The organism is Croceicoccus bisphenolivorans (assembly GCF_001634625.1).
Lineage (GTDB): Bacteria > Pseudomonadota > Alphaproteobacteria > Sphingomonadales > Sphingomonadaceae > Croceicoccus > Croceicoccus bisphenolivorans.
The window spans coordinates 1-26,027 of the sequence record NZ_LRSE01000001.1 but is presented as its reverse complement, the minus strand read 5'-3'; the positions used below and the strand labels follow the sequence as shown (position 1 = coordinate 26,027).

Here is a 26,027-nt window from a genome sequence, read left to right as displayed (position 1 = left end):
CTTTCGCGATCTATCTTGAACGGGCCTGGCCCGATGGGGCTTATTTCTGCGGCGCAGCTTTCTGAGGTGCAACAAGGCCAAAGCCCGCGCCAAGCGGATCGATGGCGAAGATAATCCTCTGTCCGCCGGGAACGTCGTGCGGTCCCATGACAACCGTGCCGCCATTGGCTTCGACCACTTCCTTCGCCGCCTCGACATCGGGAACGTGGAAGAAGAAGCGCCAGCCGGTCGGGACCTCGGCCATGGCCTTCATCGCCGCGCCGAGCCGCATCGCGCCGAGGTCAAGGAAGCAGTAGGCACCGTATTCGGGTCCCATGTCCATCGTCTCGTTGACTTCGTAGCCCAGCAGCGCCTTGTAAAAGGCGAGGCTGCCGTCGAGATCGCTGGTCATCAGCTCGTTCCACCCGCACTTTCCTTCTTCGTAGGCGCGTGCATAGACATCGCTGGTGCCTTCGGAAAATCCGCGCATCAGGTAAAACGTGTTGCCCTGCGGATCGGCGGCGAAGGCCATCCGGCCAACCCCTTCAAGATCGAGTGGCCCCATGTGGACCGTACCGCCCAGTCCGGCGACTTTGGCGGCAGCCGCGTCGACATCGTCCACCGCGAAATAGACGTTCCACTTCGGCTTGGCGCCGCCGCTCTGCATCTCTTTGCTCAATTGCATTACACCGCCAGTGGCCTGCCCGTCACGGCGCTGGATGAAGCGGTAGCCGTCTACAGACTGCATTTCGGGCGGCGGGGCGTTGATCTTCCATCCGGCGGCAGCTTCATAGAAGCCTTGCGCCTTGTCGATGTCGATCGTCAGAAGTTCGTACCAGATCGGTTCGCCGGCGGAATTTTGCATGACTAATCCTTTTCCGGATGTCGGCGATCAGCGGCCCAGAGTGAAGATCGGCGCGAAACCGCCGTAGATCATCCGCCGGCCGTCGAACGGCATGGTCTCGCCCATGTCCTTGAAGGGGCTGTCCTCGCCCATCATCTTTTCATGTGTGGCGTCGCATGTCGCCTTGTCCGGCCAGATCATCCAGCTGAAGACGATCTTTTCTCCCGCTTCGGCCTGCACCGCGCGGCGAAAATCGGTGAGATTGCCGTCGGGAACATCGGTTTCCCAGCATTCGACGACCTCCGTTGCGCCTTGTTCGACGAACCAGGCGTTCACTGTTTCAGCCATCGCGAGATAGTCCGCCTTGGCGCCCTCGGGCACCGGGATCACGAATCCTTGTACATACATCTTTCAGGCCTCCTGTTTCGGATTGGGTGCACGGCTGTCGTCGAAATCGGCAAGTTGTGCCGCAAGCGCGGACTGGAAGGCAGGCCGGGCCATGCCGCGCTGCAGATAACCCGCCAGGTCGGGGTGCGGATCCAGCAGGTCCTTGCCGTGCAGCTCGCGCAAGACGGTTACCATCGCGATGTCGGCAACGGAAAAGGCTCCGGCGAGCCATTCGCGGTCGCCGATCGCGGTCTGCAGCCGGTCAAGTGCGCTGGCGATCGTTTCTCGTAGCGATGGCTCGCGCAGCTTCGCCCAATCGGCATCACCGGCCATCGCTACTCGCGTCATTTCGAAGCTCAACGGCTCCACGCTGTTGTAAGCTGCGAACAGCCATCCGGTTGCATCGGCCCGCGCCTGCCCGTGTCGCGGGAGAAGGCGTTCGTCCTTCTCGCCAAGGTGAAGCAGGATGGCGCCGCTTTCAAACAAGTGGATGTCGCCGTCCTTCAGCACCGGAACCTGCCCCCACGGTTGTTCGGCATAGAACCATTCGGGCCGGTCGAAGGCGCTGATCAGCCGTGTTCGATAGCCGATCCCCGCTTCTTCGCATGCCCAACGCGCCCGCAAGTCACGAACGTACCCTTTGGCAAAGTCCGGAACCCAATCGAATCCCGTTATGACGATCTGGCTGGATTGATCGATGGGCACGTTCTTTCCCTTCAGGCTTCGGATTCGGCTTGCTGCATTCGCTCGAACTCGGCTTCGTCCATCCACATCGGTTCCCAGATATGTCCGTCGGGATCGGCGAAAGCCCTGCTCATCATGAAGCCGTAGTCGGTGGGTGGATCGGCATCGGCCATGCCGTTGTTTGCACTTGCCTTGCGGTTCATCTCCTCCACCTCCCCGCGAGAGGGGAGGTTGATGCACAGGCGCAGGCTGGACGCGCCTTCGGCCGCGAAGGGACGGTCGGTGAACTGGCGCCACTTGTCATGCGTAAGCAGCATGATGACGATGTGATCGGACCATTGCATGGCAGCGGCGGTATCATCGGTGAATTTCGGTTCGTTGACGAAGCCAAGAGCCGTGTAGAAAGCCTTGGAACGTGGCAGGTCCGTCACGGGTAAGTTGATGAAAATCTTGCGCGTCATCAGCGTCTACTCCGGTTGGCGCGGCGCGATTCGCCGTCTTTCGTTGCGATTCGTGGGTTATTGAGTTACAAAAAGCAACTATGAAGTTTCAAAAAGATACTAACGCGGGGCAAGGCGTTGAGCATGGCCGCTGGTACGGCGATGCCTGCGGCGCTGCGTTCGCGATGGAACTGATCGGCGAACGCTGGTCACTGCTGGTAATGCGCGAACTGATGCTTGGGGCCCTGCGGTTTTCGCAGATCCGCGCCAACTTGCCCGGAATCAGCGCCAAGGTGTTGACCGAGCGGCTGGAGAAACTGGAAGGTGCTGGGCTGCTGACGCGCCGGATGCTGCCGCCGCCGGCTTCGGCGCAAGTCTATGAACTGACCGAATGGGGTTATCAGACAGAGGAGATCATGCAGGTCCTCGGCCGCTGGTCCGTGCGATCGCCGTGCCACGATCCGACCCTGCCGCTGACGCCGGTTTCGGCCATGCTGTCGCTGCGCACGATGATCGATCCGGTTGCCGCTCGCGACATTGCACTCGTGATCGACTTCGTCTTGGGTGCGGAGAGGTTCGTGGCGCGGCTGGCGGGTGGCGAACTTCGCGTATCGAAGTGTGATGGAGCGTCGCCGGAAGCCGACCTTACGTTCGACGGTGACACGGCCAACGCACTGCTGCCCTATTTCTACGGCAAGCGACCTCTGGCCGAGGTGGAGGCCGAATGCGGACTGCGCTTTCAGGGCGATCGGGAACTGGCGGATCGCTTTGCCGCCTTGTTCGCACTCCCGCCAAAGAACGCGATCCACACAAAGGATAGCGCATAGGCTGTTGCAGCGCAGCGCGCAGGCGTTTACCGCGACCCGTGCAATGAACGACATGACAAACAGCCACCACACCGCCCTTGCCGCACCGGACGTCGAAGTCGACGTGCGCGACACTTTCGGCATCGACATCGACATGAAGGTTCCCGCCTTTTCGAAGGCCGACGAACGCGTGCCTGATACCGACGATGCCTACGTGTTCGATCCGGACACGACGCTGGCGATCCTCGCAGGCTTTGCCCACAACCGCCGCGTGATGGTGCAGGGATATCACGGCACCGGCAAATCGACGCATATCGAACAGGTCGCGGCGCGCCTCAACTGGCCCTGCGTGCGCATCAACCTCGACGCGCATATCAGCCGTATCGACCTTGTGGGCCGTGACGCAATCGTCCTTCGCGACGGGCTGCAGGTCACCGAATTTCGCGAAGGCCTGCTGCCGTGGGCGCTGCAGACGCCGACCGCGCTGGTGTTCGACGAATACGATGCGGGCCGTCCCGATGTGATGTTCGTGATCCAGCGCGTGCTGGAAACGGCCGGCAAGCTGACCTTGCTCGACCAGAACCGCGTGATCCGCCCGAACCCCTACTTCCGTCTGTTCGCCACCGCGAACACTGTGGGGCTTGGCGATACCAGCGGGCTTTATCACGGTACGCAGGCGATCAACCAGGGGCAGATGGACCGCTGGAACATGGTCGTCGCGCTGAACTACCTGCCCGAGGCGACGGAAGTCAGCATCGTCAAGGCCAAGGTGCCGGAGATGGACGAGGAAACCATCACCCGCATGGTCCGCACTGCCGATCTTTCGCGGCAAGGTTTCATCAACGGCGATATTTCCACCGTGATGAGCCCGCGCACGGTGATTTCGTGGGCGCAGAACACGCAGATCCTTGGCGACATCGGCTTCGCCTTCCGCCTCTCGTTCCTCAACAAGTGTGACGAGACGGAGCGGATGCTGGTTGCCGAATACTACCAGCGCGTGTTCGGCAAGGACCTGCCGGAAAGCGTCGTCCACAAGGCCTGACCTGCCGTGTGAAATAGGGTATCCTCCTGTTCCATAGCCAGAACAGGAGGATGTCATGTCAGACCACGTCTTCAAGCTGACCGAGATCGTCGGGACTTCGCACAAGGGCAGCGATGCCGCGATCGAGGTTGCGCTAAAGCGCGCGCAGGCGACGATCCGCAAGGTGAAGTGGTACGAAGTCGTCAGCCAGCGCGGCTATGTCGAGGATGACGGCACGATCCAGCATCAGGTCGTGCTGAAGGTCGGCTTCGTGCTCGAGGATTGACCGGCTATTCGTCCGGATAGACGGCCTTCACGAAATAGAGCCCGTCCGGCGGCGCGTTAAGGCCGAGTGCCTTTCGGTCGCGGGCCTCCAGCGCGCTGCGCACGTCGCCTGGCGTCCAGCGGCCCATGCCGACAAGGGCGAGGCATCCGACCATGGAACGGACCTGGTGATGCAGGAAGCTGCGCGCCTCTGCATGGATGCGGATTTCATCGCCGGCACGTTCCACATCCAGCCTGTCCAGCGACTTTTCCGGGCTTTGCGCCTGACAATGGACCGACCGGAACGTGGTGAAATCATGCTGCCCGACAAGATGCTGTGCAGCCTCGTGCATCGCCGCGTGATCCAGCGGCTTGGCGACTTGCCATGCCTTGCCACGGTCCAGCGTCAGCGGGGCGCGGCGGTTGACGATGCGATAGACATAGGCACGACCAATGCATGAAAAGCGCGCGTGCCAGTCGCCGGCCACCGCGCGGCAATCGGTGATCGCGATCGGATCTGGGCGCAGCCGTGCATTCAACCCTTCCATCAGGCGGAAAGCCTCGATGTCCTTCGCAACGTCGATATGCGCGCGCATGGCGAGTGCGTGAACGCCCGTATCTGTGCGGCCTGCCGCGTGCATGCGCACGTCCTCGCCGGTAATCGCGGCTGCCGCTTCCTCCACCGATTGCTGCACCGATGGGCCGTGCGCCTGCCGTTGCAGGCCCATGAAGGGCGAGCCGTCGAATTCGATGGTGAGGGCGAAGCGCGTCACGTGCCGGTTACCTGATCTCTGTACCTGCGGGAATCGGATAGCCACGCAGCATGGCCGCCGTTTCCATTGCCGGTTTGCCCGCGCGCTGCACCAGCGTGGGCCTGATCGCGCCGAAGCCGCAGGCGATGGTCAGCTGGTCGTCCAGCGTGGTCGCTGTCGCGCCTTCGCGCCCGATGACCGTTGCGGCAAGCACGCGGATGCGCTCTCCCTCAAGCTCGAAGAACGCACCGGGGCGAGGGGCGAAGGCGCGCACCTGTCGTTCGATCGACTCCGCGCCTTTGGCAAAGTCGATCCGCGCTTCGGCCTTGTCGATCTTGTGCGCGTAAGTCACGCCTTCCACCGGTTGAGTCTCGGCGCGAACGTGGGGAAGTCGTGACAGCACCTCGACCATCGCCCCGGCACCCATCGCCGCGATTTCGTCGGTCAGCTCGCCTGCCGTCTTCTCGTCGATGCGCGTTGTTCGTTTCAGCAGCATGGGGCCGGTATCGAGGCCCTTTTCCATCTGCATGATCGTAACGCCCGTCGTCGCGTCTCCGGCAAGGATCGCGCGCTGCACCGGCGCCGCCCCGCGCCAGCGCGGCAGGATCGAACCATGGACGTTGAGGCAGCCGAACTTCGGCGCCTCCAGCACGGCGACCGGCAGCAGCAGTCCGTATGCGGCGACAACCGCAACATCGGCCTGCAGCGCGGCGAAAGCGTCTTTCTCCTCCTGTGGCTTCAGAGAAGGCGGGGTGCGCACCATGATGCCCATCTCCTCTGCCGCGAGGTGTACGGGCGAGGGCTGCAGCTTCTTGCCGCGACCGGCCGGACGGGGCGGCTGGGAATAGGCGGCCACGACCTCGTGCTCCGCGGCCACGATGGCCCGCAAAGTCGGCACCGCAAAATCCGGCGTTCCCATGAAGATGACGCGCATCGGTAGAGTTCCTTGTCGGCGGACTTCCTGTCCGGCGCGGCAGTCCCTATCTTCGGGTGCATGGCATCACAAGGTCTTGGTGGCGGTCCGGGTTACCGCGGCGATCCGATAGAGGCACTGGCTTCCGCATTGGCGCGACTGCCGGGGCTGGGGCCGCGTTCGGCCCGCCGTGCGGTGCTCTGGCTGGTAAAGCGACGGGAAACCGCACTGGTCGAACTGCTTTCCGCGCTTCAGGCGGTTCGTGAAACGCTGGTGGAATGCGGCACGTGCGGCAATGTCGATACCATCGATCCCTGTCATATCTGTGCCGACCCGCGCCGCGATGCCCGGTCGATCTGCGTGGTGGAGGATGTCGCCGATCTCTGGGCGCTCGACCGGGCGAAGCTCTACACCGGCAAATATCACGTGCTGGGCGGCAAGCTGTCGGCGCTTGATGGCATCGGGCCGGAAGATCTGGCCATAGGCAGCCTGCTTGCCCGCATCGAAGAAGGCGGGATCGACGAGGTCGTGCTGGCCATGAACGCCACGCTGGAGGGGCAGACGACGGCGCATTACATCGCCGAACGGCTGGAGGAACGGCCTGTTCGCGTAACGCAGCTTGCCCATGGCCTGCCCGTCGGCGGCGAGCTGGATTATATGGACGAAGGCACGCTGGCGCAGGCTCTGCGCGCGCGCCGTCCTGTAGGGTGATGGCGGTGGGGTGAAGGGGGCGTTCACGCCACCTTGTCGGAATCGTGCACAATCCCTAAATAGCCGCCATGGCTATCCGCGAAATCATTGAAGTGCCCGATCCGCTGCTCAAGCAGGTCTCCAAGCCGGTCGAGAAGTTCGACGACGAGCTGAAGCAGCTGGTCGAGGACATGTTCGAGACGATGTACGATGCACCTGGCATCGGCCTTGCCGCGATCCAGATCGGCGTGCCGCTGCGCGTTCTCGTCATCGACCTGCAGCCGGAAGATCCGGATGCGGAGCCGGTACCTTGCGACCATGACGGGCACCACCACCATCACCAGCCGACGAAAAAGGAACCGCAGGTTTTCGTGAACCCCGAAATCCTCGATCCCTCGGAAGACACCAAGGCCTATAACGAAGGCTGCCTGTCGGTCCCCGACATCTTCGCCGAAGTCGATCGGCCCGCCACTTGCCGCGTGCGCTGGCAGGATCTTGAGGGGAACACACACGAAGAGGCGATGGACGACCTGATGGCCGTGGTCATCCAGCACGAGATGGACCACTTGAACGGCATCGTCTTCATCGACCACCTGTCGCGCCTGAAGCGGAACATGGCGATGAAGAAGCTGGAAAAGCTGCGCAAGGCCGCTTGATCCGAATAACTCGAAGGGCCGCCGCTTGAGCGGCCCTTTTTGCATCGGGATTGCATCGGGGAGAACTTTGCCACGTGTCGGGGTGAGCGCTTGCGTCGCGTGATGTTCGATGTATGTTCCGTGCATGGATATACTTGCGCTCATCCTCGTGATCGTCGCCCTTGTTATAGGGATCGGCATCGGCTGGTTTCTCGGTTCCCGCCCTTTGGCGGACTGGCGTACGCGCCATGCCGGTCTTGAAGGGGAACTGAGGGAACGTGACGAGAAGTTCCGCACCGCGATCGCCGAACTCGCCACGATGAGCGAACGGGCCGATCGGGCCGCCGGTCTAGACGAAGCATTGCGCGATGCGCGGCTTCAGAATGATGGCTTGCGCGTGCAGGTGGCCGAACTGAACAAGGACAGGGCCAACCTTGCCGAGCGTGAAGCGCTGTTGAAGGAAGCGCGCGAGGAACTGGGCAAGCAGTTCGAGGCGATGGGCGTAAAGGCACTGGAAGGCGCGCAGGCCCGGTTTCTGGAACGCGCGAACGAGCGGTTTACCGAAAGCGAAAAGACCAATGCGGAAAAGATCCGGACGTTGCTGGAACCGGTCGGCGCGCGGCTGAAAGCCTATGAGGAGCAGGTTGCTGCGCTGGAAGAGAAGCGGGTCAAGGATTTTGGCAGTCTTGCCGGTGTGATCGAACAGATGAAGCTGGGCCAGGAAGCGGTTCGCCGCGAAGCGCAGCGACTTGGCAATTCGCTGACCAATGCCCCCAAGGCGCGGGGACGCTGGGGGGAGCGGGCGTTGCAGAACGTGCTCGAACAGTGCGGGCTTGCCGAGCATACGGACTTCCATCTCGAACATTCGATGGAGACGGAAGAGGGACGCCTGCGCCCCGATGCCATCGTCAACGTGCCGGGGCAGAAGAAGCTGGTCATTGATGCCAAGGTTTCGCTGAACGCCTATCAGGCTGCGTTCGAGGCGGACGAGGGTGAGGAGCGGACGAGGCATCTCGACCTCCATGCAAAGTCGATGCGCAACCATGTGCAGACGTTGGGATCGAAGGGGTACCAGAGCCAGTTCGACGATGCGCCGGACTATGTCGTGATGTTCGTGCCGGGCGAACACTTCGTCGCCGCCGCGCTTGAGCATGATCCGGAGCTTTGGGATTTTGCGTTTCGTAACAAGGTTCTGCTGGCTACTCCTACCAATCTGGTTGCGATTGCGCGAACGGTCGCACAGGTCTGGCGACAGGACACGATCGCGCGTGAGGCGGTGGAAATCGGCAAGGCCGGGGCCGAACTTTACGACCGACTGGCCGTGGCGGCAGAGCATCTGAAGCGCGTTGGCGGCGGACTGGAAACTGCGGTCAACAACTACAACAAGTTCGTCGGAAGCTTTGAACGCAATGTGCTTTCGTCCGGTCGCAGGCTGTCGGAAAAGGGCATCGAGATCGGCAAGCGCGAGATCGAGGAGGTCCCGCTGGTCGAGGCTGCGCCGCGTTACGGCAGGGACGACGTGATGCCCGATCCGGAACCGGAAGGCGGGCTCAAGCTTTCCTATGCCGATGGAAACGAAAGCGGATGATCTGACTTGCGTGCCGGGGCGCTGATCCCCGGCATCGGCGCGGCGACGCTCGCGGTCGGGCTCTTGCTCGTCTCGGCAGGGGAACCCCAGTCGGCGGAAATGGCCGCGCCGGTTGCGGTCCCCGCGCTTCGGGTGGACGGTGAGCCGGCGACCGGGCCTTACGCGCCGCTGGACGAATGCCGAATGCTTCCCGGTTTCGACGCCTTCCGCTCCGGACTTTTCGCGGCCGTCGAAAACCGCGATGTCGATGCTCTGGTCGGTCTTGCCCATCCCGCCATCAAGCTCGACCTTGGCGGCGGCGCGGGGATAGATGAATTTCGGCGGCGGCTCGAAACGGACGAAAGTCTGTGGGGCGAACTGGACGAGCTGCAGCATCTGGGTTGTGCCTCCGACAACCGCGAAGATGCGGTGTTACCCTGGATCGCCACCCGCGCGGGTGGCGATACTGATCCGGCATTAACTTATTGGGTGACAGGAAGCGGCGTCGCCATGCTTGCTGCGCCCGATGCTGCTGCGACGAGAGTCGGGTCCGTCGATTTCGATCTGGTCAAGACAACAGGCGATGAAGAGCCCGTAGATGGGTTCAGGCAAGTTGCGACGCGTGACGGGACTGCGAAGGGCTATGTCGCCGAAGACAAGCTGCGTTCGATCGCGGATTACCGGCTGGCCATGACGCGCGGGCCGAACGGCTGGATGATCGACATGTTCATCGCCGGCGACTAGCCGACTGCGGCCAGCACTTCATAACCAAGTACGGCAGCGGCCACGGCGGCGTTCAGGCTGTCGGCTCGCCCCAGCATGGGCATATGGACGCGCAAATCGCATTCCGCTTCATAGTCTTCCGGCAGCCCTCGCGATTCGTTGCCGACCATGACGAAACAGGGCGCTGCGTAGGGAGCCTTGCGATAGTCATGCGATTCGCGAAGCGATGCGGCAACAAGTTGACCCGCGCCCGATCGCAGCCAATCGCGGAACTCCTCCCACCGCGCCTGTGCCAGCGGGACGGTGAAGATCGCCCCCATGCTGGCGCGCACTGCTTCCACGCTGAACGGGTCGGCGCAATCGTCGATCAAGATGACGCCGCCCGCACCGACGGCATCGGCTGTGCGCAACATCGTGCCGAGGTTGCCCGGATCGCGCATGGCCTGCGCCACGAGGAAGAGGGGAGCGGATTTCCGGTCGATCCCGGACAGCGCGGTGTCGAATTCCTCGAACACGCCGCATACCGCCTGCGGATTGTCCTTGCCTGTGATCTTCGCCAGCGCGGCTTCCGACAGTTCGACAACGTCGCCGTCCGCCGCTTCGACATCGGCGATCAGTGCATCGAGCAGCGGATGCCGCTCGCGCCCTTCGGCCATGGCGAGCATCGCGGGCAAATGCCCGGTTTCGCGCGCGTCGGTCAGCAGGCGCAGGCCCTCGGCAAGAAAGCGACGCTCGCGACGCCTGTGCTTCTTGTCGCGCAGGGCGCGCAGGGATTTTACGGTGGGGTTGGACAGGCCGGTGATGCGGCGCATGGCTCGCCCGGCTCCTATTCTTCGCCGAAGCGATCCTCGACAAGGGTGCAGAGCGCCTCCAGCGCTTCTGCCGCGTTCGATCCGGCGGTGATGATCTCGATCTCGTCACCCTTGGCAGCGCCCAGCATCATCAGGCCGAGGATCGAGCCGCCAGCCGCTTCGTTCGCATCGCGCACCACTTTCACGCTTGTCCCTGCCGGAAGCCCGGCCACGACACCGACGAACTTGGCGCTGGCCCGCGCATGGAGGCCGCGCTGGTTGCAGATCGTGACGCGGCGGCGATAATCCGCGACCGGCGCGTTCATGCGTCCTGCCCCAGGAATTCGGAGGCGATGGTGATGTAATTCCGGCCCGCTTCCCGCGCCGCGATGACGGCATCCGTCACCGACATTTCGACCCGCGCGCCGGCAAGCCGGATCAGCATCGGCAGGTTGATGCCGGCAATCACTTCGACCTTGCCCGCCTGAAGCAGGGATATGGCAAGGTTGGACGGTGTGCCGCCGAACAGGTCGGTGAGCACGATCACGCCCTTGCCCGAATCGGCAGAGGCAATCGCATCGCGGATTTCGTTGCGACGCTGTTCCATGTCGTCGTTCGGGCCGATGCAGATCGGCACGACATCGTCCTGCGGTCCGACCACGTGTTCCATCGCGCGGACGAACTCTTCCGCAAGATTACCGTGGGTTACGAGAATAAGCCCGATCATGTCGTTCCTAAAGCAGTCCCAACCTCTTTACTATCGAGGCGTCGATTAACCAACCATGGCCTTGTCCTGAAAGGCAAACACGGTCCTTGCAATCCAGATGATTCGGCACGCTCATGCGCGGGTCGCGCCTTCGACCAGATCGGTGGTGCCTGAGTCAAGGTTGCGATGCAGGACATTCGGCGAATAGCCCAGATCGCGAAGCGCCGCCGCCATCGTTTCGGTCGCGAAAACGGAGCGGTGTTTGCCACCGGTGCAGCCGAAGGCGATGTTCACATACGACTTGCCCTGCGCTTCGTAGCGGGGGAGCAGCATCGCCACCAGGTCGCGGATGCGCGTGAACGCTTCTTCCCACGCAGGGTCGCTGCGGATGTGTTCGGCCACGGCTTCGTCCTTGCCGGTCAGGGGGCGCAATTCATCGATCCAGTGTGGATTGTCCAGGAAGCGCATGTCGAACACGAGGTCTGCCGTCGGCACCATCCCGCGTGAGAAGCCGAAGCTGGAAACCGTGACGGTCATCTCTTGCGGGGCACTGGGCGCGAACAGCTCGCGGATCGTGCGCTGCAGGTCGTTGGTAGAAAACTGCGTCGTCGAGATCACCACATCGGCAACGCGGCGAAGCGGCTCCATCATATCGCGCTCTGCCGCGATACCTTCGGCAAGTGGGCGGTCTGCGGCGAGTGGATGGCGGCGACGCGTCTCGTTGTAGCGACGCTCCAGTTCCTCTGCTCCGCAATCGAGGTAGAGCAGGCTGAACGATACATCCTCCGCCTCTGCAATGGCTGCGATGTCTGCCACCGTCGCGTGCGGATCGAAGCCGCGCGTGCGCGAATCGAACCCGATGGCAAGGGGGGTGTCGCCGTCCGCGCCGTCGCTGTCGTGCCCGGGGCCGGGGGCGGTGTGGATCAGGCGGCCGATCAGGCGGACGGGGAAGTTGTCGACCGGTTCCCAGCCCAGATCCTCCAGGGCGCGAAGAGCGGTCGTCTTACCCGCGCCAAGCAGGCCGGTGACAAGCAGGACCCGCGTTTTTCGAGTTGGCGATTCGGTCAGCATCGTATCGCCATCTTTACCCGTTTCGCAGTCATGCGGTGAGCCCGTGCACGGCCAGTGCCAACTCGGCACGAAAAGCGCCGATCGGGCTGGATGGCCAGAACGACAGGCAGGGCAGTTCCATGCCATGGCGCAGCACTTTCCCGGGCGCGTCGATATGGCGCGGGGCAAGATCGCTGAGTTCCAGCACGAGAGCTGCCGGCGCATCGCCGCAATGCATGGTGACAATGCCGACATTGCGGACCTCGATAAGCCCGCGCGTGTTGGGGTGCGGCAGGACCCAAAGGCGGTCATCGCGCCTTTCCAGCAGGACGCCGTCATCCCCGATCAGCTTTGCCCCCCTGTCGATCAGTGCGAGGGCGAGGCTGGTTTTGCCGATGCCCGGTTCGCCTTCGATGAGGATGGCCCGCCCCTCGATCGCGACGCAGGTGGCCTGATGGGAAATGGCATTCAAGATTCCGGCTCCAGAGAGGGGAGGGTGACAACCATCACCGCACCCGATTTGCCGTCCGCCCGGTCCCGCACGGTCAAGGTGCCGTCATGCGCGGCCATGATCGAGCGGGCAATGGCCAGTCCCAGCCCGCTGTGCGAGCCGAAGGCCGCTTCGGGGCGGACCGAGTGGAAACGTTCGAACACCTTGTCGCGTTCCTCCTCCGGTATGCCGGGGCCGTCGTCGGTAACCGTCATCTCGACTCGTTCGCCAAGGTCTTCGAAACCGACCGCGATCCTGCCGCCATGGGGCGAAAAACCGGCGGCATTGTCGACAAGGTTTTCCAGAACGCGTTCCAGCCGCGCCGCATCGCCCATGACCATCGTCGCGCTCGTCGGCGCGCCTTCCACTTCGAAGGTGAGGTCGCGTTCCTCCCCGATCCGCGCAGCCATCGTCCGGCCGCCGATTACCCCTTCGGCGAGCGCAAACAGGTCCACCGGCGTGAATGTAGTGCGCGACAGTTCCGCATCGACCCGCGTCGCCTCCGCAATTTCGGTAATGAGGCGGTCCAGCCTGCGCACGTCGGCCTTGGCTATATCGACCAGTTGCCGCTTGAGATCGGGATCGTCGACAGTTTCCAGCGTGTCGAGCGCGGTACGCAGCGACGCCAGCGGGTTCTTCAGTTCGTGGCTGACATCGGCAGCGAATGCCTCGCCCGCATCGATACGCTCGCGTAGCGCGCCGGTCATGTCGGAAAGCGCGCGGGCCAGCATACCGATCTCGTCCCCGCGCTCCGGCAGACGCGGGACGACGACTTCGCGGTCGCGACCCAGCCGGACACGGGCGGCGGCGCGGGAAAGCAGCTTGATCGGTTGAACGATTGTGCGGGCCAGAAACAACGATAGCTGGATCGAGAAGATAATGCCGAGCGTGAGGAGGATGAGCAGCGTCTGCCGTGCCGAGCGGACGGATTGGGTTATGTCCACTGCGTTGCGCATGGTCAGCAAGGTTTCGCCTTGCGGGCCATAGGGCGCTGCGGCGGTGATCACCGGCGTCCGGTCTGGCGCGTAGCGAAGTTTTACAGCGCCTTGCCCTGCCTGTTCGGCCACGAAGACTTCCGGCCACTGCGACTTGGTTGCAGGCCCTATATCGTTCGCCGGTTCGTATGGCGTGACCGGCGGTGCGCCGACCAGGAAATCGACGACCTTGTCCAGCCAGCGTGCAAAATCCTGCACCCAAGTCTCGTGATCGGGGTCGGCGAACGTGAACGAAGGTTCGCCAACGACGAAACTGTCGGTCTGAAGTTCTCCCAGCGCGTCGAAAGTGCGCAGCCGCAATTGCTGTTCCGCCCCGATGCGGGCCAGAAGTGCCGCATGTTCGCTCGACGGTGCCTCTGCCAGCGCGTTGGCGATGATCTCCACTTCGGAACGGGCCAGCTTGAACCGTTCGGCGATCAACTGCTTGCGATAGGTGTCGAGGAAAAACAGCCCGCCCAGCACCAGCCCGACGATCAGGACGTTCACCGCAAGAATGCGCGTGGTCAGCGAAAAGCGGCGGGTCCAGAACAGGCGATCCGGCGCATCGGGCAGGGACTGGGCCGCGATCGCTTCCGGTTCGGCAAGCGTATCGAGGCGGGCATGGGGTTCCGCTTGTTTCTGGTCAGTCGCCGGCAAAGCTGTAGCCTGCGCCATATAGCGTCGAAATCCCGCCGAATTCGGGGTCGACCTCGCGGAACTTGCGACGCAGACGTTTGATGTGGCTGTCGATCGTGCGGTCGTCGACGAAAACATCGTCCTGATAGGCCGCGTCCATCAACTGGTTGCGGGTTTTCACTACGCCGGGCCGCTGGGCCAGCGCCTCCAGTATCAGGAATTCCGTCACCGTCAGCGAAACCGGCTTGCCATCCCATGTGACGCGGTGGCGCTCCGGCTCCATGTCCAGTCGCCCGCGCGTGATGACTTCCGCCGGAGGTTCCTCGGTGCCGCCGGTCAGGCGTGCGCGAACCAGTTCCTCTCGCCGCAGCAGCGCGCGGATGCGGGCAATCAGCAGGCGTTGAGAGAACGGCTTGGCGATATAATCGTCCGCGCCCATCGCAAGGCCGATCGCTTCGTCCTGTTCGTCGGTCTTGCTGGTCAGGAAGATGACCGGCAGCGAACTTTTCTCGCGAAGGCGGCGCAGCAGTTCGAGCCCGTCCATGCGGGGCATCTTGATGTCGCATACCGCCAGATCCGGGGGATTCTCGATCAACGACTCGAGCGCGGTCGATCCGTCGGAATAGACCCTTGTGTCGAACCCTTCCGCCTGAAGGGCGATCGAAAGGCCGGTCAGTATGTTCCGGTCGTCATCGACCAGCGCGACTACCTGCGCCATGTGTCATCCTTGATCGAAGCATCGAGTGTTGCATCCATGCCAGCCGCTTAGCCAATCGTAAACGGATTCGCCAATCCGGTGCGGGAAAAGTCCCCTGCGCACATGCGGTAAAGCCCTGTCCGAATACGGGATTCGCGGGCGGCTTGTCGTTCATTCACAGGCGGTTTGACGCGAAACCGTCGCTCGACTATGCGCAATTCCGGTTCCGGCGCAGGCCGGAGGGCAGACAGGACGAGGGAGAACGCCGGTCTGGCCCGCTCGAACAGTCGAGAGCTGAAAGGCCCGCCTCAATGAAGAGGCCCCGCCCCGCCTACGCCATCGGCAGGGGCGCTGACAGGAGACAGACGTGTCGCTCAATACGCCGCTCGCAGCCCAGGGTATCGAAACCCGGGCGAAAATTTACGCCAATCTCGGCACTGCCCCGCTCGTCGAACATGCGCTGACCAACGGTGAAGGCCGGCTGAGCAAGCACGGCCCGCTCGTCGTCGACACAGGCCGCTTCACGGGCCGCAGCGTCAAGGACAAGTTCGTCGTTCGCGATGCGACGACCGAGGACACGATCAACTGGGGCAAGATCAACCAGCCGATGTCGGCGGAGCACTTCGCCAACCTGAAGACCGACTTCATGGAAGCGCTGAAGGATCAGGAAACGCTCTACGTCGCCGATCTGTTCGGCGGTTCGCAGCCGGAATATCGCGTGAACGTACGCGTCATTACGCAGCTGGCATGGCACTCGTTGTTCGTGCGCACCCTGCTGGTTCGCCCGACCGAGGAAGAGCTGGCCGGGTTCGACCCCGAATACACGATCATCAACCTGCCCAGCTTCAAGGCCGATCCCGAACGTCACGGCAGCCGTTCCGACACGATGATCGCCGTCAGCTTCACAGAGAAGCTGATCCTGATCGCCAACACCGAATATTCGGGCGAGATGAAGAAGGGCGTCTTCGGTCTTCTCAACTACCTGCTGCCCGAACAGGGCGTTATGCCGATGCACTGCTCGGCCAATGTCGGCGCAGACGGCAAGACCGCGATCTTCTTCGGCCTGTCGGGTACGGGCAAGACGACGCTGTCGGCCGATGCCAGCCGCACGCTGATCGGCGACGACGAGCATGGCTGGTCGGACGATGCGGTCTTCAACTTCGAGGGCGGCTGCTACGCCAAGATGATCAACCTGTCGGAAGAGGGCGAGCCGGAAATCTACGCCACCACGCGGATGTTCGGCACGATCCTCGAAAACGTCGCGATGGATGAAGACACGCGCGAGATCGACTTCACCGATACCAGCAAGACCGAAAATACGCGCGGTGCCTATCCGATCGATTTCATTCCGAACACTTCGGAAAAGAACCTTGGTCCGGTTCCGTCCAACGTGATCATGCTGACCGCCGATGCCTTCGGCGTGCTTCCTCCGATCTCGCGGCTGACGCCGGATCAGGCGATGTACTACTTTCTGTCGGGCTACACCGCGAAGGTTGCCGGCACCGAAATCGGCGTGACTGAGCCGGAAGCGACATTCTCCACCTGTTTCGGCGCACCGTTCATGCCGCGTCACCCTAGCGTTTATGGTAACCTGCTGAAGGAACGTATCGCGAAGGGCGGCGTGCAGTGCTGGCTGGTGAACACCGGTTGGACGGGCGGCAAGTACGGCACCGGATCGCGCATGCCGATCAAGGCGACGCGCGCACTGCTCAACGCAGCGCTCGACGGTTCGCTCAACGATGTCGAGTTCCGCAAGGACGAGAATTTCGGTTTCGAGGTTCCGGTCGCGGTTCCGGGCGTCGACACGACCATCCTCGACCCGCGGGCAACCTGGTCTGACAAGGAAGAATACGACAGCACGGCACAGAAGCTGGTGCAGCTGTTCGTCGACAACTTTGCGGATTTCGAGGCCCACGTCGATGAAGGCGTTCGCAAGGCCGCGCCGACCGCAGCCTGATCGCATCCGCTAACCGGCAAGCAAAACACCCCGGATCTTTGCGATCCGGGGTGTTTTCGTTGGGATGTGATGTTGCGCCCTGCAGAAATGGAAAAAGGCGCGGAATGCCTGAAACATTCCGCGCCTTCAAATCCCCCGGATTCCGTTGCGCCGGTCCCCCAACCTGCGCACCGGATGCCGAGCTTTCGCAAGGACTGCGACCCTATCCGAGCGATATGGACACTGGCCCCTTACGACCCTTGCTATATGGAAGGGCCAATAGTGGCAGTGATCTTGCGCACAGCTATGAAAAGCCCTCCTTGCTGCCGCAAGCTGGCAGGGTCCTTTCGAACAGCGTTTGTCATCTATCGACAACGGTTGTCATGGTTTGGCGTCAGCGTCGCGCCAAGGCGGGGCATTGCGGAGCCGCCGCCGTGTGCCTAGAGAGCGCTCGCAACCGTTCAGAACAAATTTAGCGACAGGATTCATGACAGACACCGATTCGCTCCGCGCCGAGGCCTTGGCGCGCATTGCCGATGCGGAAACACTGGATGCTCTTGAACAGCATCGCGTGGCCTATCTCGGCAAAAAAGGCAGCATTTCAGGGCTGATGAAGACCCTTGGCGGAATGAGCCCTGAAGAACGCTCAAAGGCCGGTGCGCTTTTCAACGCTGTGCGCGACGAGGTTGCCGCCGCGTTGGCAACGCGCAAGACCGCGCTGGAAGGTGCCGCTCTGGAGGCAAGGCTCGCTTCCGAAACGCTGGACCTGTCGCTCCCTTCGCCTGACGCGCCAACCGGTTCGGTTCATCCTGTTTCGCAGGTGATGGACGAACTGGCGGAAATTTTCGCGGATCTGGGCTTTGCCGTCGCAACGGGGCCTGAGATCGAGGACGACTGGCATAACTTCACCGCGCTCAACATGCCGGAAAGCCATCCGGCGCGCGCGATGCACGACACGTTCTACTTCCCGGATATGTCCGAGGCCCAGCCGGCCTCAAATAGCGAAGCGGTAGGCCAACAAGAGTTCCGCTCGATGCTGCTGCGCACGCATACCTCGCCGGTGCAGATCCGCTCGATGCTGAAGGAAGGCGCGCCGCTGCGCATCATCGCGCCGGGCCGCGTTTACCGCTCTGACAGCGATGCGACGCACACGCCGATGTTCCACCAAATCGAAGGACTTGTCATCGACAAGGGCATCCATCTCGGACACCTGAAATGGACACTGGAGACCTTCCTCAAGGCCTTTTTCGAGCGTGACGACATCGTCCTGCGCCTACGTCCCAGCTACTTCCCCTTTACCGAACCTTCGGTCGAGGTCGATGTCGGTTATTCGATGGAAAAGGGCAGGCGGGTCGTCGGTGGTTCGGGCGACGATGAAGGGCATGCGTGGATGGAAGTGCTCGGCTCGGGCATGGTCAACCGCCGCGTCATCGAATTCGGCGGGCTTGACCCCGACGAGTGGCAGGGCTTTGCATTCGGCACCGGTGTCGACCGGCTTGCCATGCTGAAATATGGCATGGACGACCTGCGCGCGTTCTTCGACGGTGATCTGCGCTGGATGAAGCATTACGGATTTGCGGCGCTCGATGTGCCCACCCTTTCCGGCGGCGTGGGAGTAGGCGCATGAAGTTCTCGCTCTCCTGGTTGAAGGACCACCTCGACACCGAAGCGACCGTCGCTGAAATCGCGGCGAAGCTTAACGCGATTGGCTTGGAGGTTGAAGGCATCGAGAATCCCGCGCAGGCTCTCGCGGGGTTCCGCGTGGCGAAAGTGTTGACCGCCGCGCCGCATCCCGATGCCGATAAGCTGCAAGTGCTGTCGGTCGATCTGGGTGACGGCAACCCGCTGCAGGTCGTCTGCGGCGCGCCCAATGCGCGTGCGGGCCTTGTCGGCGTGCTCGGCACTCCGGGCGCGGTCGTGCCGTCGAACGGCATGGAAATGCGCAAGGCCGCGATCCGCGGTGTCGAATCGAACGGTATGATGTGTTCGAGCCGCGAGCTTGACCTTGGCGACGATCACGAAGGCATCATCGAGCTTCCCGCCGATGCGCCGATCGGCACCGAGTTCGCGACTTTCGCGGATCTCGACGATCCGGCCTTCGACCTCTCGATCACGCCGAACCGCCCCGACTGCATGGGCGTGTACGGCATTGCGCGCGATCTGGCGGCGGCAGGCCTCGGCACGCTGAAGCCGGTGGCCGATACGGTCCACGCGGGCAGCTATCCCTGTCCGGTAGAGATTCGCAGCGACGACCGCGAAGGATGCCCCGCGTTCTTCGGCCGCGTCATCAAGGGCGTGACCAACGGGCAGAGCCCGGCATGGATGCAGGCGCGCCTCAAGTCGGGGGGGCAGCGTCCGATCTCGGCGCTTGTCGACATCACCAACTATGTGATGCTGACTTATGGCCGTCCCAGCCATGCTTACGATGTCGCTAAGCTGTCCGGCGCGATTGTCGCACGCCGTGCCAAAGCGGGCGAGGGCGTCACCGCGCTCAACGAAAAACACTACCTGCTCGACGAGAGCATGACCGTGATCGCCGATGACAACGGCGTCCACGACATCGCGGGCATCATGGGCGGTGAGCATTCGGGCTGCGGCGACGATACCAGCGACGTCCTGCTCGAAGTCGCGTATTTCGATCCCGAACGCATCGCCCACACAGGCCGCGCGCTCAACCTGACGAGCGATGCACGCAGCCGGTTCGAGCGCGGGGTCGACACCGATTTTCTCGGCACCGGTCTGGAAGTCCTGACAGGCCTCATCCTCGACATCTGCGGGGGCGAGGCGAGCGAGGCGGTCCATGTCGGCGCGCCCCCTGCGGGCGGCAAGGTCGTCCGCTACGAACCCGCGCTGGCCGAAAGCCTCGGCGGCGTCGCCGTGCGCGAGGACGAACAGCGCCGCATCCTGTCCGCGCTGGGCTTCGAGATCGCCGAGGTCGAGAACCACTGGGCGGTTACCGTGCCGAGCTGGCGTCCCGACGTCGACGGCGCGCCTGACATTGTCGAGGAAGTGATCCGCATCCACGGTCTGGACGATGTCCCCTCGGTCGCGCTGCCGCGTGCCGAGGGCGTCGCCAAGCCGACCGCGACCCCGATGCAGAGCCGCGAACGCCGTGCGCGCCGCGCCGCTGCTGCGCGAGGGCTTCACGAGGCGATCACCTGGTCGTTCCTGCCTATGGCGGAGGCAGAAGCCTTTGCCGACGAACCGCTCTGGGTCCTGGCCAACCCGATCAGCGAGGACATGAAGGCCATGCGCCCCTCGCTCATCCCCGGCCTGCTCATGGCGGCAAAGCGCAACATGGCGCGCGGCGCTTCCTCGGTCCGCCTGTTCGAGGTTGGCCGCCGTTACCTGCGCGGCAAGGGCGGCGCGAGCGACGAGCGCCTGACGCTCGGCGTTGTGCTGGCGGGTGAACGTACTCCGCGTTCGTGGCAGTCCGGCAAGGCGCAGGGTTTCGACGCGTTCGACGCCAAGGCCGAGGCTATTGCTCTTCTGGAAGCCGCCGGTGCGCCGGTCGGCAACATGATGATCATGGGCGAGGCGGGGAGCCAGTATCACCCCGGCCAGTCGGCCACGCTGCGTCTTGGCCCCAAGAACGTGCTCGCGCGCTTCGGTACGCTGCACCCCTCGGCCGCCAAGCAGTTCGACCTTGAAGGCACAGTCGTGGTGGTCGAAATCGACCTCGAAGCGATTCCGGCGAAGAAGGGCGCGGCCACGTTCACGCGGGCCAGCTACACGCCGCCCTCGCTTCAGGCCGTGTCGCGCGACTTCGCGTTCCTCGTCCCTGCCGATCTTCCCGCAGGCGATCTGGTTCGCGTGGTGAAGGCTGCGGACAAGAAGCGCATCGTCGATGCCCGCCTGTTCGACGTATTCACCGGACAGGGCGTGCCCGAGGGGCAGAAGTCTCTGGCGATCGAGGTCACGATGCAGCCGGTCGAAGCGACGTTCACCGATGCCGATCTCAAGGCGGTCAGCGACGCGGTAACGGCTGCTGCTGCCAAGCAGGGCGCAACACTCAGGGGTTGATGACGGGGGGATGAGCGAGACTTACGCCATCGGATCGGGCGGGCTGACCGCTCGCATCTCGTCGCTCGGCGCCGAACTGGTATCGTTGACCGATGCCAGCGGGGCCGAGTGGATGACCGATGGCAACCCCGAAGTCTGGTCGGGCCGCTCGCCGATCCTGTTCCCCATCGTGGGCGAACTGGCGGGCGGCAAGCTGCGGCTGGACGGGGCAGAATATGCCCTTCCAAGGCATGGCTTTGCCCGCAAACGCGCTTTCGACTGCGTTTCGCACGACGATGATGCAGCGCTGTTCCGGCTGTCGGACGACGATGACACGCGGGCGGTTTTCCCCTTCGCGTTCGACCTCGACCTCCATTACGCGATAGAGGACGCGACGCTCGCGATTACCGCAACCGTTCGGAACACCGGTGAAAGTGCGATGCCGTTCAGCATCGGCTTCCACCCCGGTTTCGCCTGGCCGCTTCCCGGCGGCGGGGACAAGCGTGACCATTCCGTGCGTTTTTTCGAGCGAGAGGCAGGCCCGATCCGCCGCCTCGACAGCGACGGACTGCTCTGTTTCTTCGAAGATACGCCGGTCGTGGATCGCAGGATCGCTCTCCATTCCGGGCTGTTCCGTGCCGACGCGCTGATCTGGGACAAGCTGGAAAGTCGCGGCCTGTGCTACGAAGGCGCGGTTCCCGAAGGTGAGGGCGCCAGCGCAGCGGCGATCCAGATGGCCTTTCCCGATTGCCCGATGCTGGGCATCTGGCAAAAGCCGGGGGCCGACTTCATCTGCCTCGAGCCGTGGGCGGGTCACGCCGACCCCGTTGGTTTCGACGGCGATTTCCACGAAAAGCCCGGCGTCATGGAACTGGAACCGGGCGAAGAGCGCTCGTTCCGCGTAGACATCACGATCCGACCAGCCGTTACAGGAGACTAGACCATGCCGACCGCACTCGTGACCGGAGCGACTTCGGGCATCGGCGCAGCCTGCGCGCGCGAATTTGTGGGCGCCGGCTGGCATGTCGTGGGTACGGGCCGCCGCGCGGACAGGCTGGAGGCGCTGCGCGACGAACTGGGCGACCGTTTCATGCCTGCCGCCTTCGACGTGCGGGACGAAGCTGCGCGTGATATCGTGCTGGACGCGCTGCAAGGGGAGTTCGCAGCGGTGGACTGCCTGGTCAACAATGCAGGGCTGGCGCTTGGCACGTCAAAGGCGCAGGACAGCGATCTCGACCAGTGGAAGACCATGATCGACACCAACGTGACCGCGCTGGTGTCCCTCACGCGGAAACTTCTGCCGCTGCTGATCGAGCGTAAGGGGGCGATCGTGAACCTGTCGTCTGTTGCTTCGACTTATCCCTACACCGGCGGCAACGTCTATGGCGGGACAAAGGCTTTCGTCCGGCAGTTCAGCCTCGGCCTGCGCTCCGATCTTCACGGAACGGGCGTGCGGGTGACATCGATCGAGCCGGGCATGGTCGAAACCGAATTCACCGTGATCCGCACTGGCGGCAGCCAGAAGGCCAGTGACGATCTTTACGCCGGATCTGATCCGATGACGGGTGAAGATATCGCAGAAACAGTGCTTTGGGTGGCAACCTTGCCGCCGCATCTCAACATCAACACACTCGAACTGATGCCGGTAAGCCAGAGCTTTGCCGGTTTTCAGGTCGCACGAAAGCAAGACTGAAATCCAGATGGCATCCCAGCGCCGCACTTTCGCGATCATTTCGCATCCTGACGCCGGTAAGACGACGCTTACCGAAAAACTGCTGCTGACCGGCGGGGCGATCCACCTTGCAGGCGAGGTGAAGGCCCGCGGTCAGGCGCGGCGCGCACGTTCTGACTGGATGAAGATCGAACAGCAGCGCGGCATCTCGGTCACGTCGTCTGTCATGACGTTCGAGCGGGTCGACGAGAATGGGGACACCATCACGTTCAACCTGCTCGATACACCGGGCCACGAGGACTTCTCCGAAGATACTTACCGCACGCTGACCGCGGTCGATTCCGCGATCATGGTGATCGACGCGGCCAAGGGGATCGAGCCGCAGACCCGCAAACTGTTCGAAGTCTGCCGCCTGCGTTCGGTGCCGATCATCACCTTCGTCAACAAGGTCGACCGCGAAGGGCGCGAGCCTTTCGAACTGCTCGACGAAGTGGCCGACATGCTGGCGCTGGACGTCTGCCCGATGACGTGGCCGGTGGGCATGGGCGGCCGATTCGAAGGGATCCTGGACCTTGCCGATGGTTCGGTCGCGCGGCCCGAAGGCGGATCTAAGGAGTTCCTCGGCAAGGTCGATGAAAACGCGACGATTCCGGAGGAATTTTCCGAGCAGGCGGAACTGGCCCAGATGGGCTACCCCGAGTTCGACGTGGAAGCTTATCGCGGCGGCGACCTGACGCCGGTCTATTTCGGTTCGGCGCTGAAGAATTTCGGCGTTGTCCAGCTGATAGAGGCGATCTCGCAATACGCCCCGCCGCCGCGTCCGCAGCCGAGCGAAGCCGGACCGGTCGAGCCGACGCAGGACGAGGTTTCGGGCTTCATCTTCAAGGTGCAGGCCAACATGGACCCGCAGCACCGCGATCGCATTGCGTTCATGCGACTGGTTTCCGGCACCTTCAAGCGCGGCATGAAGCTCACGCCTTCGGGGCTGGGCAAGCCGATTGCGGTCCATTCACCGATCATGTTCTTCGCGCAGGACCGCGAGATCGCGGACACGGCGGAACCGGGCGACATCATCGGCATTCCGAACCACGGCACGCTGCGCGTTGGCGACAGCCTTTCGGAAAAGAACGACATCCGCTTCACCGGCCTGCCGAACTTCGCACCCGAAATCCTGCGGCGCGTCCAACTGGTCGACCCGACGAAGACCAAGCAGTTGCGCAAGGCGCTGGACGATCTTTCGGAAGAGGGTGTGATCCAGGTCTTCTATCCGGAAATCGGCAGCCAATGGGTGATCGGTGTTGTCGGCCAGCTGCAGCTCGACGTGCTGATCAGCCGCCTTTCTGCCGAATACAAGGTGGAAGCGGGGCTGGAGCCTGCACCTTTCGCAACCGCGCGCTGGATCAAGGGCGACGACCGCAAGATCGAGGAATTCGCAGGCTTCAACCGCGCCAATATGGCGAGGGATCGCGATGGCGCTCCGGTCTTCCTCGCGAAATCATCGTGGGATGTCGGTTACCAGCAGGAAAAAAACCCGGACCTTGGTTTCGGCGCGACGAAAGAACGCTGACACGGCTTGCCCGCATCGATAAGGTCAGGGCATGGCACAATTCTTCGATGCGCTGGACGAACGGCATGGCGCGATGATCGCAGCCCAACCGGTGTTTTTTGTCGCTACAGCTGCGCCTTCGGGCCGGGTCAATCTCAGTCCGAAGGGTTATGATGCCTTTCGCATTATCGGCCCGAACCGTGTCGCCTATCTAGATCTTGCCGGATCGGGCAACGAGACGCACGCCCATCTGGCTGTCGACCCGCGGATTACGATCATGTTCTGCAATTTCGCCAATCCGGCGATGATACTCCGCATATATGGGCGGGGCAGGCCGGTTCTTGCGGAGGATGAGGGCTGGAGCGATCTTGCTGAGCATTTTACCATCTTGCCCGGCACCCGGCAGATCTTCGACATTGAGGTCCAAACCGTACAGACCAGTTGCGGTTACGGCGTTCCTTACATGGAGTTCGAGCGAGAGCGACCGACACTGACGAAATATCACGCGCAAACAGGCGAAGACGAATGGCTTGCCAGGCAGCAGGGGCGCAATAGCAGTATTGATGGATTGCCGGTGCGGCCCCCCAAGCGATATTTCGGTTCCGGGCAGGGACAGTCAGAACCCGATGCTTCCTGAGGCGTTGGGACGATAATGGAGCTGAAGTTCGCCACCTACAACATCCATAAGGCAGTCGGGCTGGACAGGCGAAGGGATCCGGACCGGATCCTCGCGGTCCTGCACGAAATGGATGCTGATATCGTCGCCTTGCAGGAGTGTGATCGCCGGTTCGGGCAGAGGGAGAGCGTCCTTCCCCGCGCAAGGATCGAGGATTCCGCCTATCGCCCGATCGCTTTGCCGGGCCGGCCCGGCAGCCTTGGCTGGCATGGCAACACGTTCCTTCTTAAAAAGAACATTGCGGTGGTTGAAGCGGACCCCCTTGTTCTTCCGACCCTCGAGCCGCGCGGGGCCGTTCGCGTCGATCTGGAAGTTTCCGGACACCGCATTCGTGCGGTCGGCATGCATCTCGACCTGTCGGGGTTTCGCCGTCGTCATCAGGCCGAGGCCGTGCTGAACCATATCGACGGCTGCTCCGAAAATTGCCCGACGGTCGTGATGGGGGACACGAACGAGTGGTCCAGCACCGGAGGGATGCTTCGGATCTTCCGTGACCACTGGCAGTCGCTGGATTGCGGGCCGAGTTTTCCGACCCGCCGCCCGATCGCGCGGTTGGACAGGATCTTTGCCAGTCGCGAATGGAAACCCGTCGCCAGCGGGGTCCACCACAGCGTTCTCGCCTCTCGTGCGTCGGATCACTTGCCCGTCTGGGCCACTTTCGTGCTCAAATCCTGATCGCAATTGTTGCCTAAAAATTAGGCATACTTGCAGCCTTGCTCGGATTCAGGGCGGGAATATGAATTTTGGGTTACACTGGTGAGGTCCCCGAATTCTGCCGAAAATCCATTGTTTTCGATTCTGGCACGCTCCTTGCTTCGATGTTGAAACCGGCAGACGGGCCGGGAGGCAAGAAGGGGGCTGAGATGAAATTCATCATCGCCATCATAAAGCCGTTCAAGCTGGATGAAGTTCGCGAGGCACTGAGCTCGCTGGGCGTCGCCGGCATGACGGTCACCGAGGTCAAGGGTTTCGGGCGTCAAAAGGGACAGACCGAAATCTACCGCGGTGCGGAATATTCCACCAACATGCTGCCCAAGGTGAAGATCGAGATCGCCGCAAGCGATGCGCTTGCGCCGCAGATCGTGGAAACGATCCAGAAGACCGGCAGCACCGAAGCCATTGGTGACGGGAAGATCTTCGTACTCG

29 protein-coding genes are annotated in these 26,027 nt (G+C 62.8%); 16 read left to right on the top strand and 13 right to left on the bottom strand.

Annotation, left to right across the window (positions count from 1 at the left end; translation table 11 throughout):
- Window positions 1-40 precede the first annotated feature (40 nt).
- From A7A77_RS00145 to A7A77_RS00130, 4 genes are read right to left on the bottom strand one after another with little or no spacing between them, the layout of a single operon-like run.
- Window positions 41-844: a VOC family protein gene (locus A7A77_RS00145; protein WP_066551973.1), complete on the bottom strand. Its 804-nt coding sequence runs from the start codon at window positions 842-844 to the stop codon at window positions 41-43.
- Window positions 845-871: 27 nt separating this feature from the next.
- Window positions 872-1,231, bottom strand: a complete 360-nt coding sequence (locus A7A77_RS00140) for a DUF1428 domain-containing protein (RefSeq protein WP_066551971.1) — start codon at window positions 1,229-1,231, stop codon at window positions 872-874.
- 3 nt (window positions 1,232-1,234) lie between these two features.
- Window positions 1,235-1,915, bottom strand: a complete 681-nt coding sequence (locus tag A7A77_RS00135; RefSeq protein ID WP_066551970.1) for a glutathione S-transferase family protein — start codon at window positions 1,913-1,915, stop codon at window positions 1,235-1,237.
- Between the two features lie 11 nt (window positions 1,916-1,926).
- Entirely contained in the window at window positions 1,927-2,355 is a 429-nt protein-coding gene (locus tag A7A77_RS00130; RefSeq protein ID WP_066551968.1) for a VOC family protein, read from the bottom strand.
- A gap of 80 nt (window positions 2,356-2,435) precedes the next feature.
- On the opposite strand from A7A77_RS00130, the gene A7A77_RS00125 reads away from it, so the two are divergent.
- The 3 genes from A7A77_RS00125 to A7A77_RS00115 are packed head-to-tail and all read left to right on the top strand — an operon-like array spanning window position 2,436 to window position 4,447.
- Window positions 2,436-3,161 carry a winged helix-turn-helix transcriptional regulator gene (locus A7A77_RS00125; RefSeq protein WP_066551965.1) on the top strand — a complete coding sequence of 242 codons (726 nt, stop codon included), beginning with the start codon at window positions 2,436-2,438 and terminating at the stop codon, window positions 3,159-3,161.
- 43 nt (window positions 3,162-3,204) lie between these two features.
- A complete protein-coding gene (cobS, locus tag A7A77_RS00120) occupies window positions 3,205-4,182 on the top strand; it encodes a cobaltochelatase subunit CobS (protein ID WP_066551964.1) in 978 nt (325 codons plus the stop codon).
- Window positions 4,183-4,237: 55 nt separating this feature from the next.
- Window positions 4,238-4,447 (top strand): dodecin, encoded by a 210-nt coding sequence (locus A7A77_RS00115; RefSeq protein WP_066551963.1) that lies wholly within the window; start codon window positions 4,238-4,240, stop codon window positions 4,445-4,447.
- A gap of 4 nt (window positions 4,448-4,451) precedes the next feature.
- On the opposite strand, the gene truA is transcribed toward A7A77_RS00115, so the two are convergent.
- Together truA and fmt are read right to left on the bottom strand one after the other, a co-directional pair.
- A complete protein-coding gene (gene truA, locus A7A77_RS00110) occupies window positions 4,452-5,198 on the bottom strand; it encodes a tRNA pseudouridine(38-40) synthase TruA (RefSeq protein ID WP_066551961.1) in 747 nt (248 codons plus the stop codon).
- Between the two features lie 7 nt (window positions 5,199-5,205).
- Window positions 5,206-6,111: a methionyl-tRNA formyltransferase gene (fmt, locus tag A7A77_RS00105; protein ID WP_066551958.1), complete on the bottom strand. Its 906-nt coding sequence runs from the start codon at window positions 6,109-6,111 to the stop codon at window positions 5,206-5,208.
- Between the two features lie 60 nt (window positions 6,112-6,171).
- Between fmt and recR the strand changes: the two genes are divergently transcribed.
- The 4 genes from recR to A7A77_RS00085 all read left to right on the top strand — a co-directional run bounded on the left by recR (window position 6,172) and on the right by A7A77_RS00085 (window position 9,726).
- Window positions 6,172-6,801 carry a recombination mediator RecR gene (gene recR, locus A7A77_RS00100; protein ID WP_066551957.1) on the top strand — a complete coding sequence of 210 codons (630 nt, stop codon included), beginning with the start codon at window positions 6,172-6,174 and terminating at the stop codon, window positions 6,799-6,801.
- Window positions 6,802-6,869: 68 nt separating this feature from the next.
- Entirely contained in the window at window positions 6,870-7,436 is a 567-nt protein-coding gene (locus A7A77_RS00095; RefSeq protein WP_066551956.1) for a peptide deformylase, read from the top strand.
- Between the two features lie 124 nt (window positions 7,437-7,560).
- On the top strand, window positions 7,561-9,003 hold the full coding sequence (locus A7A77_RS00090; protein WP_066551955.1) for a DNA recombination protein RmuC: 1,443 nt from the start codon (window positions 7,561-7,563) through the stop codon (window positions 9,001-9,003).
- Between the two features lie 6 nt (window positions 9,004-9,009).
- Window positions 9,010-9,726, top strand: a complete 717-nt coding sequence (locus tag A7A77_RS00085) for a hypothetical protein (protein ID WP_066551953.1) — start codon at window positions 9,010-9,012, stop codon at window positions 9,724-9,726.
- Here A7A77_RS00085 and A7A77_RS00080 read toward each other — a convergent pair.
- From A7A77_RS00080 to A7A77_RS00050, 7 genes are all read right to left on the bottom strand, one after another.
- Window positions 9,723-10,517, bottom strand: coding sequence for a TrmH family RNA methyltransferase (locus A7A77_RS00080; RefSeq protein WP_066551951.1), 795 nt, complete (start codon window positions 10,515-10,517; stop codon window positions 9,723-9,725). The two genes, A7A77_RS00085 and A7A77_RS00080, sit on opposite strands and share 4 nt — an antisense overlap.
- Window positions 10,518-10,531: 14 nt before the next feature.
- Window positions 10,532-10,822: an HPr family phosphocarrier protein gene (locus A7A77_RS00075; RefSeq protein ID WP_066551945.1), complete on the bottom strand. Its 291-nt coding sequence runs from the start codon at window positions 10,820-10,822 to the stop codon at window positions 10,532-10,534.
- Window positions 10,819-11,223 (bottom strand): PTS sugar transporter subunit IIA, encoded by a 405-nt coding sequence (locus A7A77_RS00070; protein ID WP_066551943.1) that lies wholly within the window; start codon window positions 11,221-11,223, stop codon window positions 10,819-10,821. The genes A7A77_RS00075 and A7A77_RS00070 overlap by 4 nt, the downstream gene beginning before the upstream one ends.
- Window positions 11,224-11,334: 111 nt before the next feature.
- On the bottom strand, window positions 11,335-12,273 hold the full coding sequence (rapZ, locus tag A7A77_RS00065; protein ID WP_066551941.1) for an RNase adapter RapZ: 939 nt from the start codon (window positions 12,271-12,273) through the stop codon (window positions 11,335-11,337).
- Window positions 12,274-12,301: 28 nt separating this feature from the next.
- Window positions 12,302-12,724: an HPr kinase/phosphorylase gene (locus A7A77_RS00060; protein ID WP_066551940.1), complete on the bottom strand. Its 423-nt coding sequence runs from the start codon at window positions 12,722-12,724 to the stop codon at window positions 12,302-12,304.
- Entirely contained in the window at window positions 12,721-14,304 is a 1,584-nt protein-coding gene (locus tag A7A77_RS00055) for an ATP-binding protein (protein WP_066552497.1), read from the bottom strand. Before A7A77_RS00055 ends, A7A77_RS00060 begins: the two co-directional genes overlap by 4 nt.
- Window positions 14,305-14,359: 55 nt before the next feature.
- Window positions 14,360-15,070 carry a response regulator transcription factor gene (locus A7A77_RS00050; RefSeq protein WP_066551938.1) on the bottom strand — a complete coding sequence of 237 codons (711 nt, stop codon included), beginning with the start codon at window positions 15,068-15,070 and terminating at the stop codon, window positions 14,360-14,362.
- Between the two features lie 346 nt (window positions 15,071-15,416).
- Between A7A77_RS00050 and A7A77_RS00045 the strand changes: the two genes are divergently transcribed.
- The 9 genes from A7A77_RS00045 to A7A77_RS00005 form a co-directional block, all read left to right on the top strand.
- Window positions 15,417-17,006, top strand: coding sequence for a phosphoenolpyruvate carboxykinase (locus A7A77_RS00045; protein ID WP_066551936.1), 1,590 nt, complete (start codon window positions 15,417-15,419; stop codon window positions 17,004-17,006).
- A 466-nt stretch (window positions 17,007-17,472) separates the two neighbouring features.
- A complete protein-coding gene (pheS, locus tag A7A77_RS00040) occupies window positions 17,473-18,612 on the top strand; it encodes a phenylalanine--tRNA ligase subunit alpha (RefSeq protein WP_066551934.1) in 1,140 nt (379 codons plus the stop codon).
- Entirely contained in the window at window positions 18,609-21,008 is a 2,400-nt protein-coding gene (gene pheT / locus A7A77_RS00035) for a phenylalanine--tRNA ligase subunit beta (RefSeq protein WP_066551932.1), read from the top strand. Before pheS ends, pheT begins: the two co-directional genes overlap by 4 nt.
- A gap of 10 nt (window positions 21,009-21,018) precedes the next feature.
- On the top strand, window positions 21,019-21,927 hold the full coding sequence (locus A7A77_RS00030) for an aldose 1-epimerase family protein (RefSeq protein WP_066551929.1): 909 nt from the start codon (window positions 21,019-21,021) through the stop codon (window positions 21,925-21,927).
- A 3-nt stretch (window positions 21,928-21,930) separates the two neighbouring features.
- The gene (locus A7A77_RS00025; RefSeq protein ID WP_066551926.1) at window positions 21,931-22,680 is read left to right on the top strand and encodes an SDR family NAD(P)-dependent oxidoreductase; all 750 of its coding nucleotides are present in this window, start codon (window positions 21,931-21,933) and stop codon (window positions 22,678-22,680) included.
- A 7-nt stretch (window positions 22,681-22,687) separates the two neighbouring features.
- The gene (locus A7A77_RS00020) at window positions 22,688-24,226 is read left to right on the top strand and encodes a peptide chain release factor 3 (RefSeq protein WP_066551925.1); all 1,539 of its coding nucleotides are present in this window, start codon (window positions 22,688-22,690) and stop codon (window positions 24,224-24,226) included.
- Between the two features lie 31 nt (window positions 24,227-24,257).
- Window positions 24,258-24,842: a pyridoxamine 5'-phosphate oxidase family protein gene (locus A7A77_RS00015; RefSeq protein WP_066551922.1), complete on the top strand. Its 585-nt coding sequence runs from the start codon at window positions 24,258-24,260 to the stop codon at window positions 24,840-24,842.
- 15 nt (window positions 24,843-24,857) lie between these two features.
- On the top strand, window positions 24,858-25,556 hold the full coding sequence (locus tag A7A77_RS00010) for an endonuclease/exonuclease/phosphatase family protein (protein ID WP_066551920.1): 699 nt from the start codon (window positions 24,858-24,860) through the stop codon (window positions 25,554-25,556).
- 188 nt (window positions 25,557-25,744) lie between these two features.
- The coding region (locus tag A7A77_RS00005; RefSeq protein WP_066552495.1) for a P-II family nitrogen regulator at window positions 25,745-26,027 on the top strand (283 nt) is incomplete at its 3' end.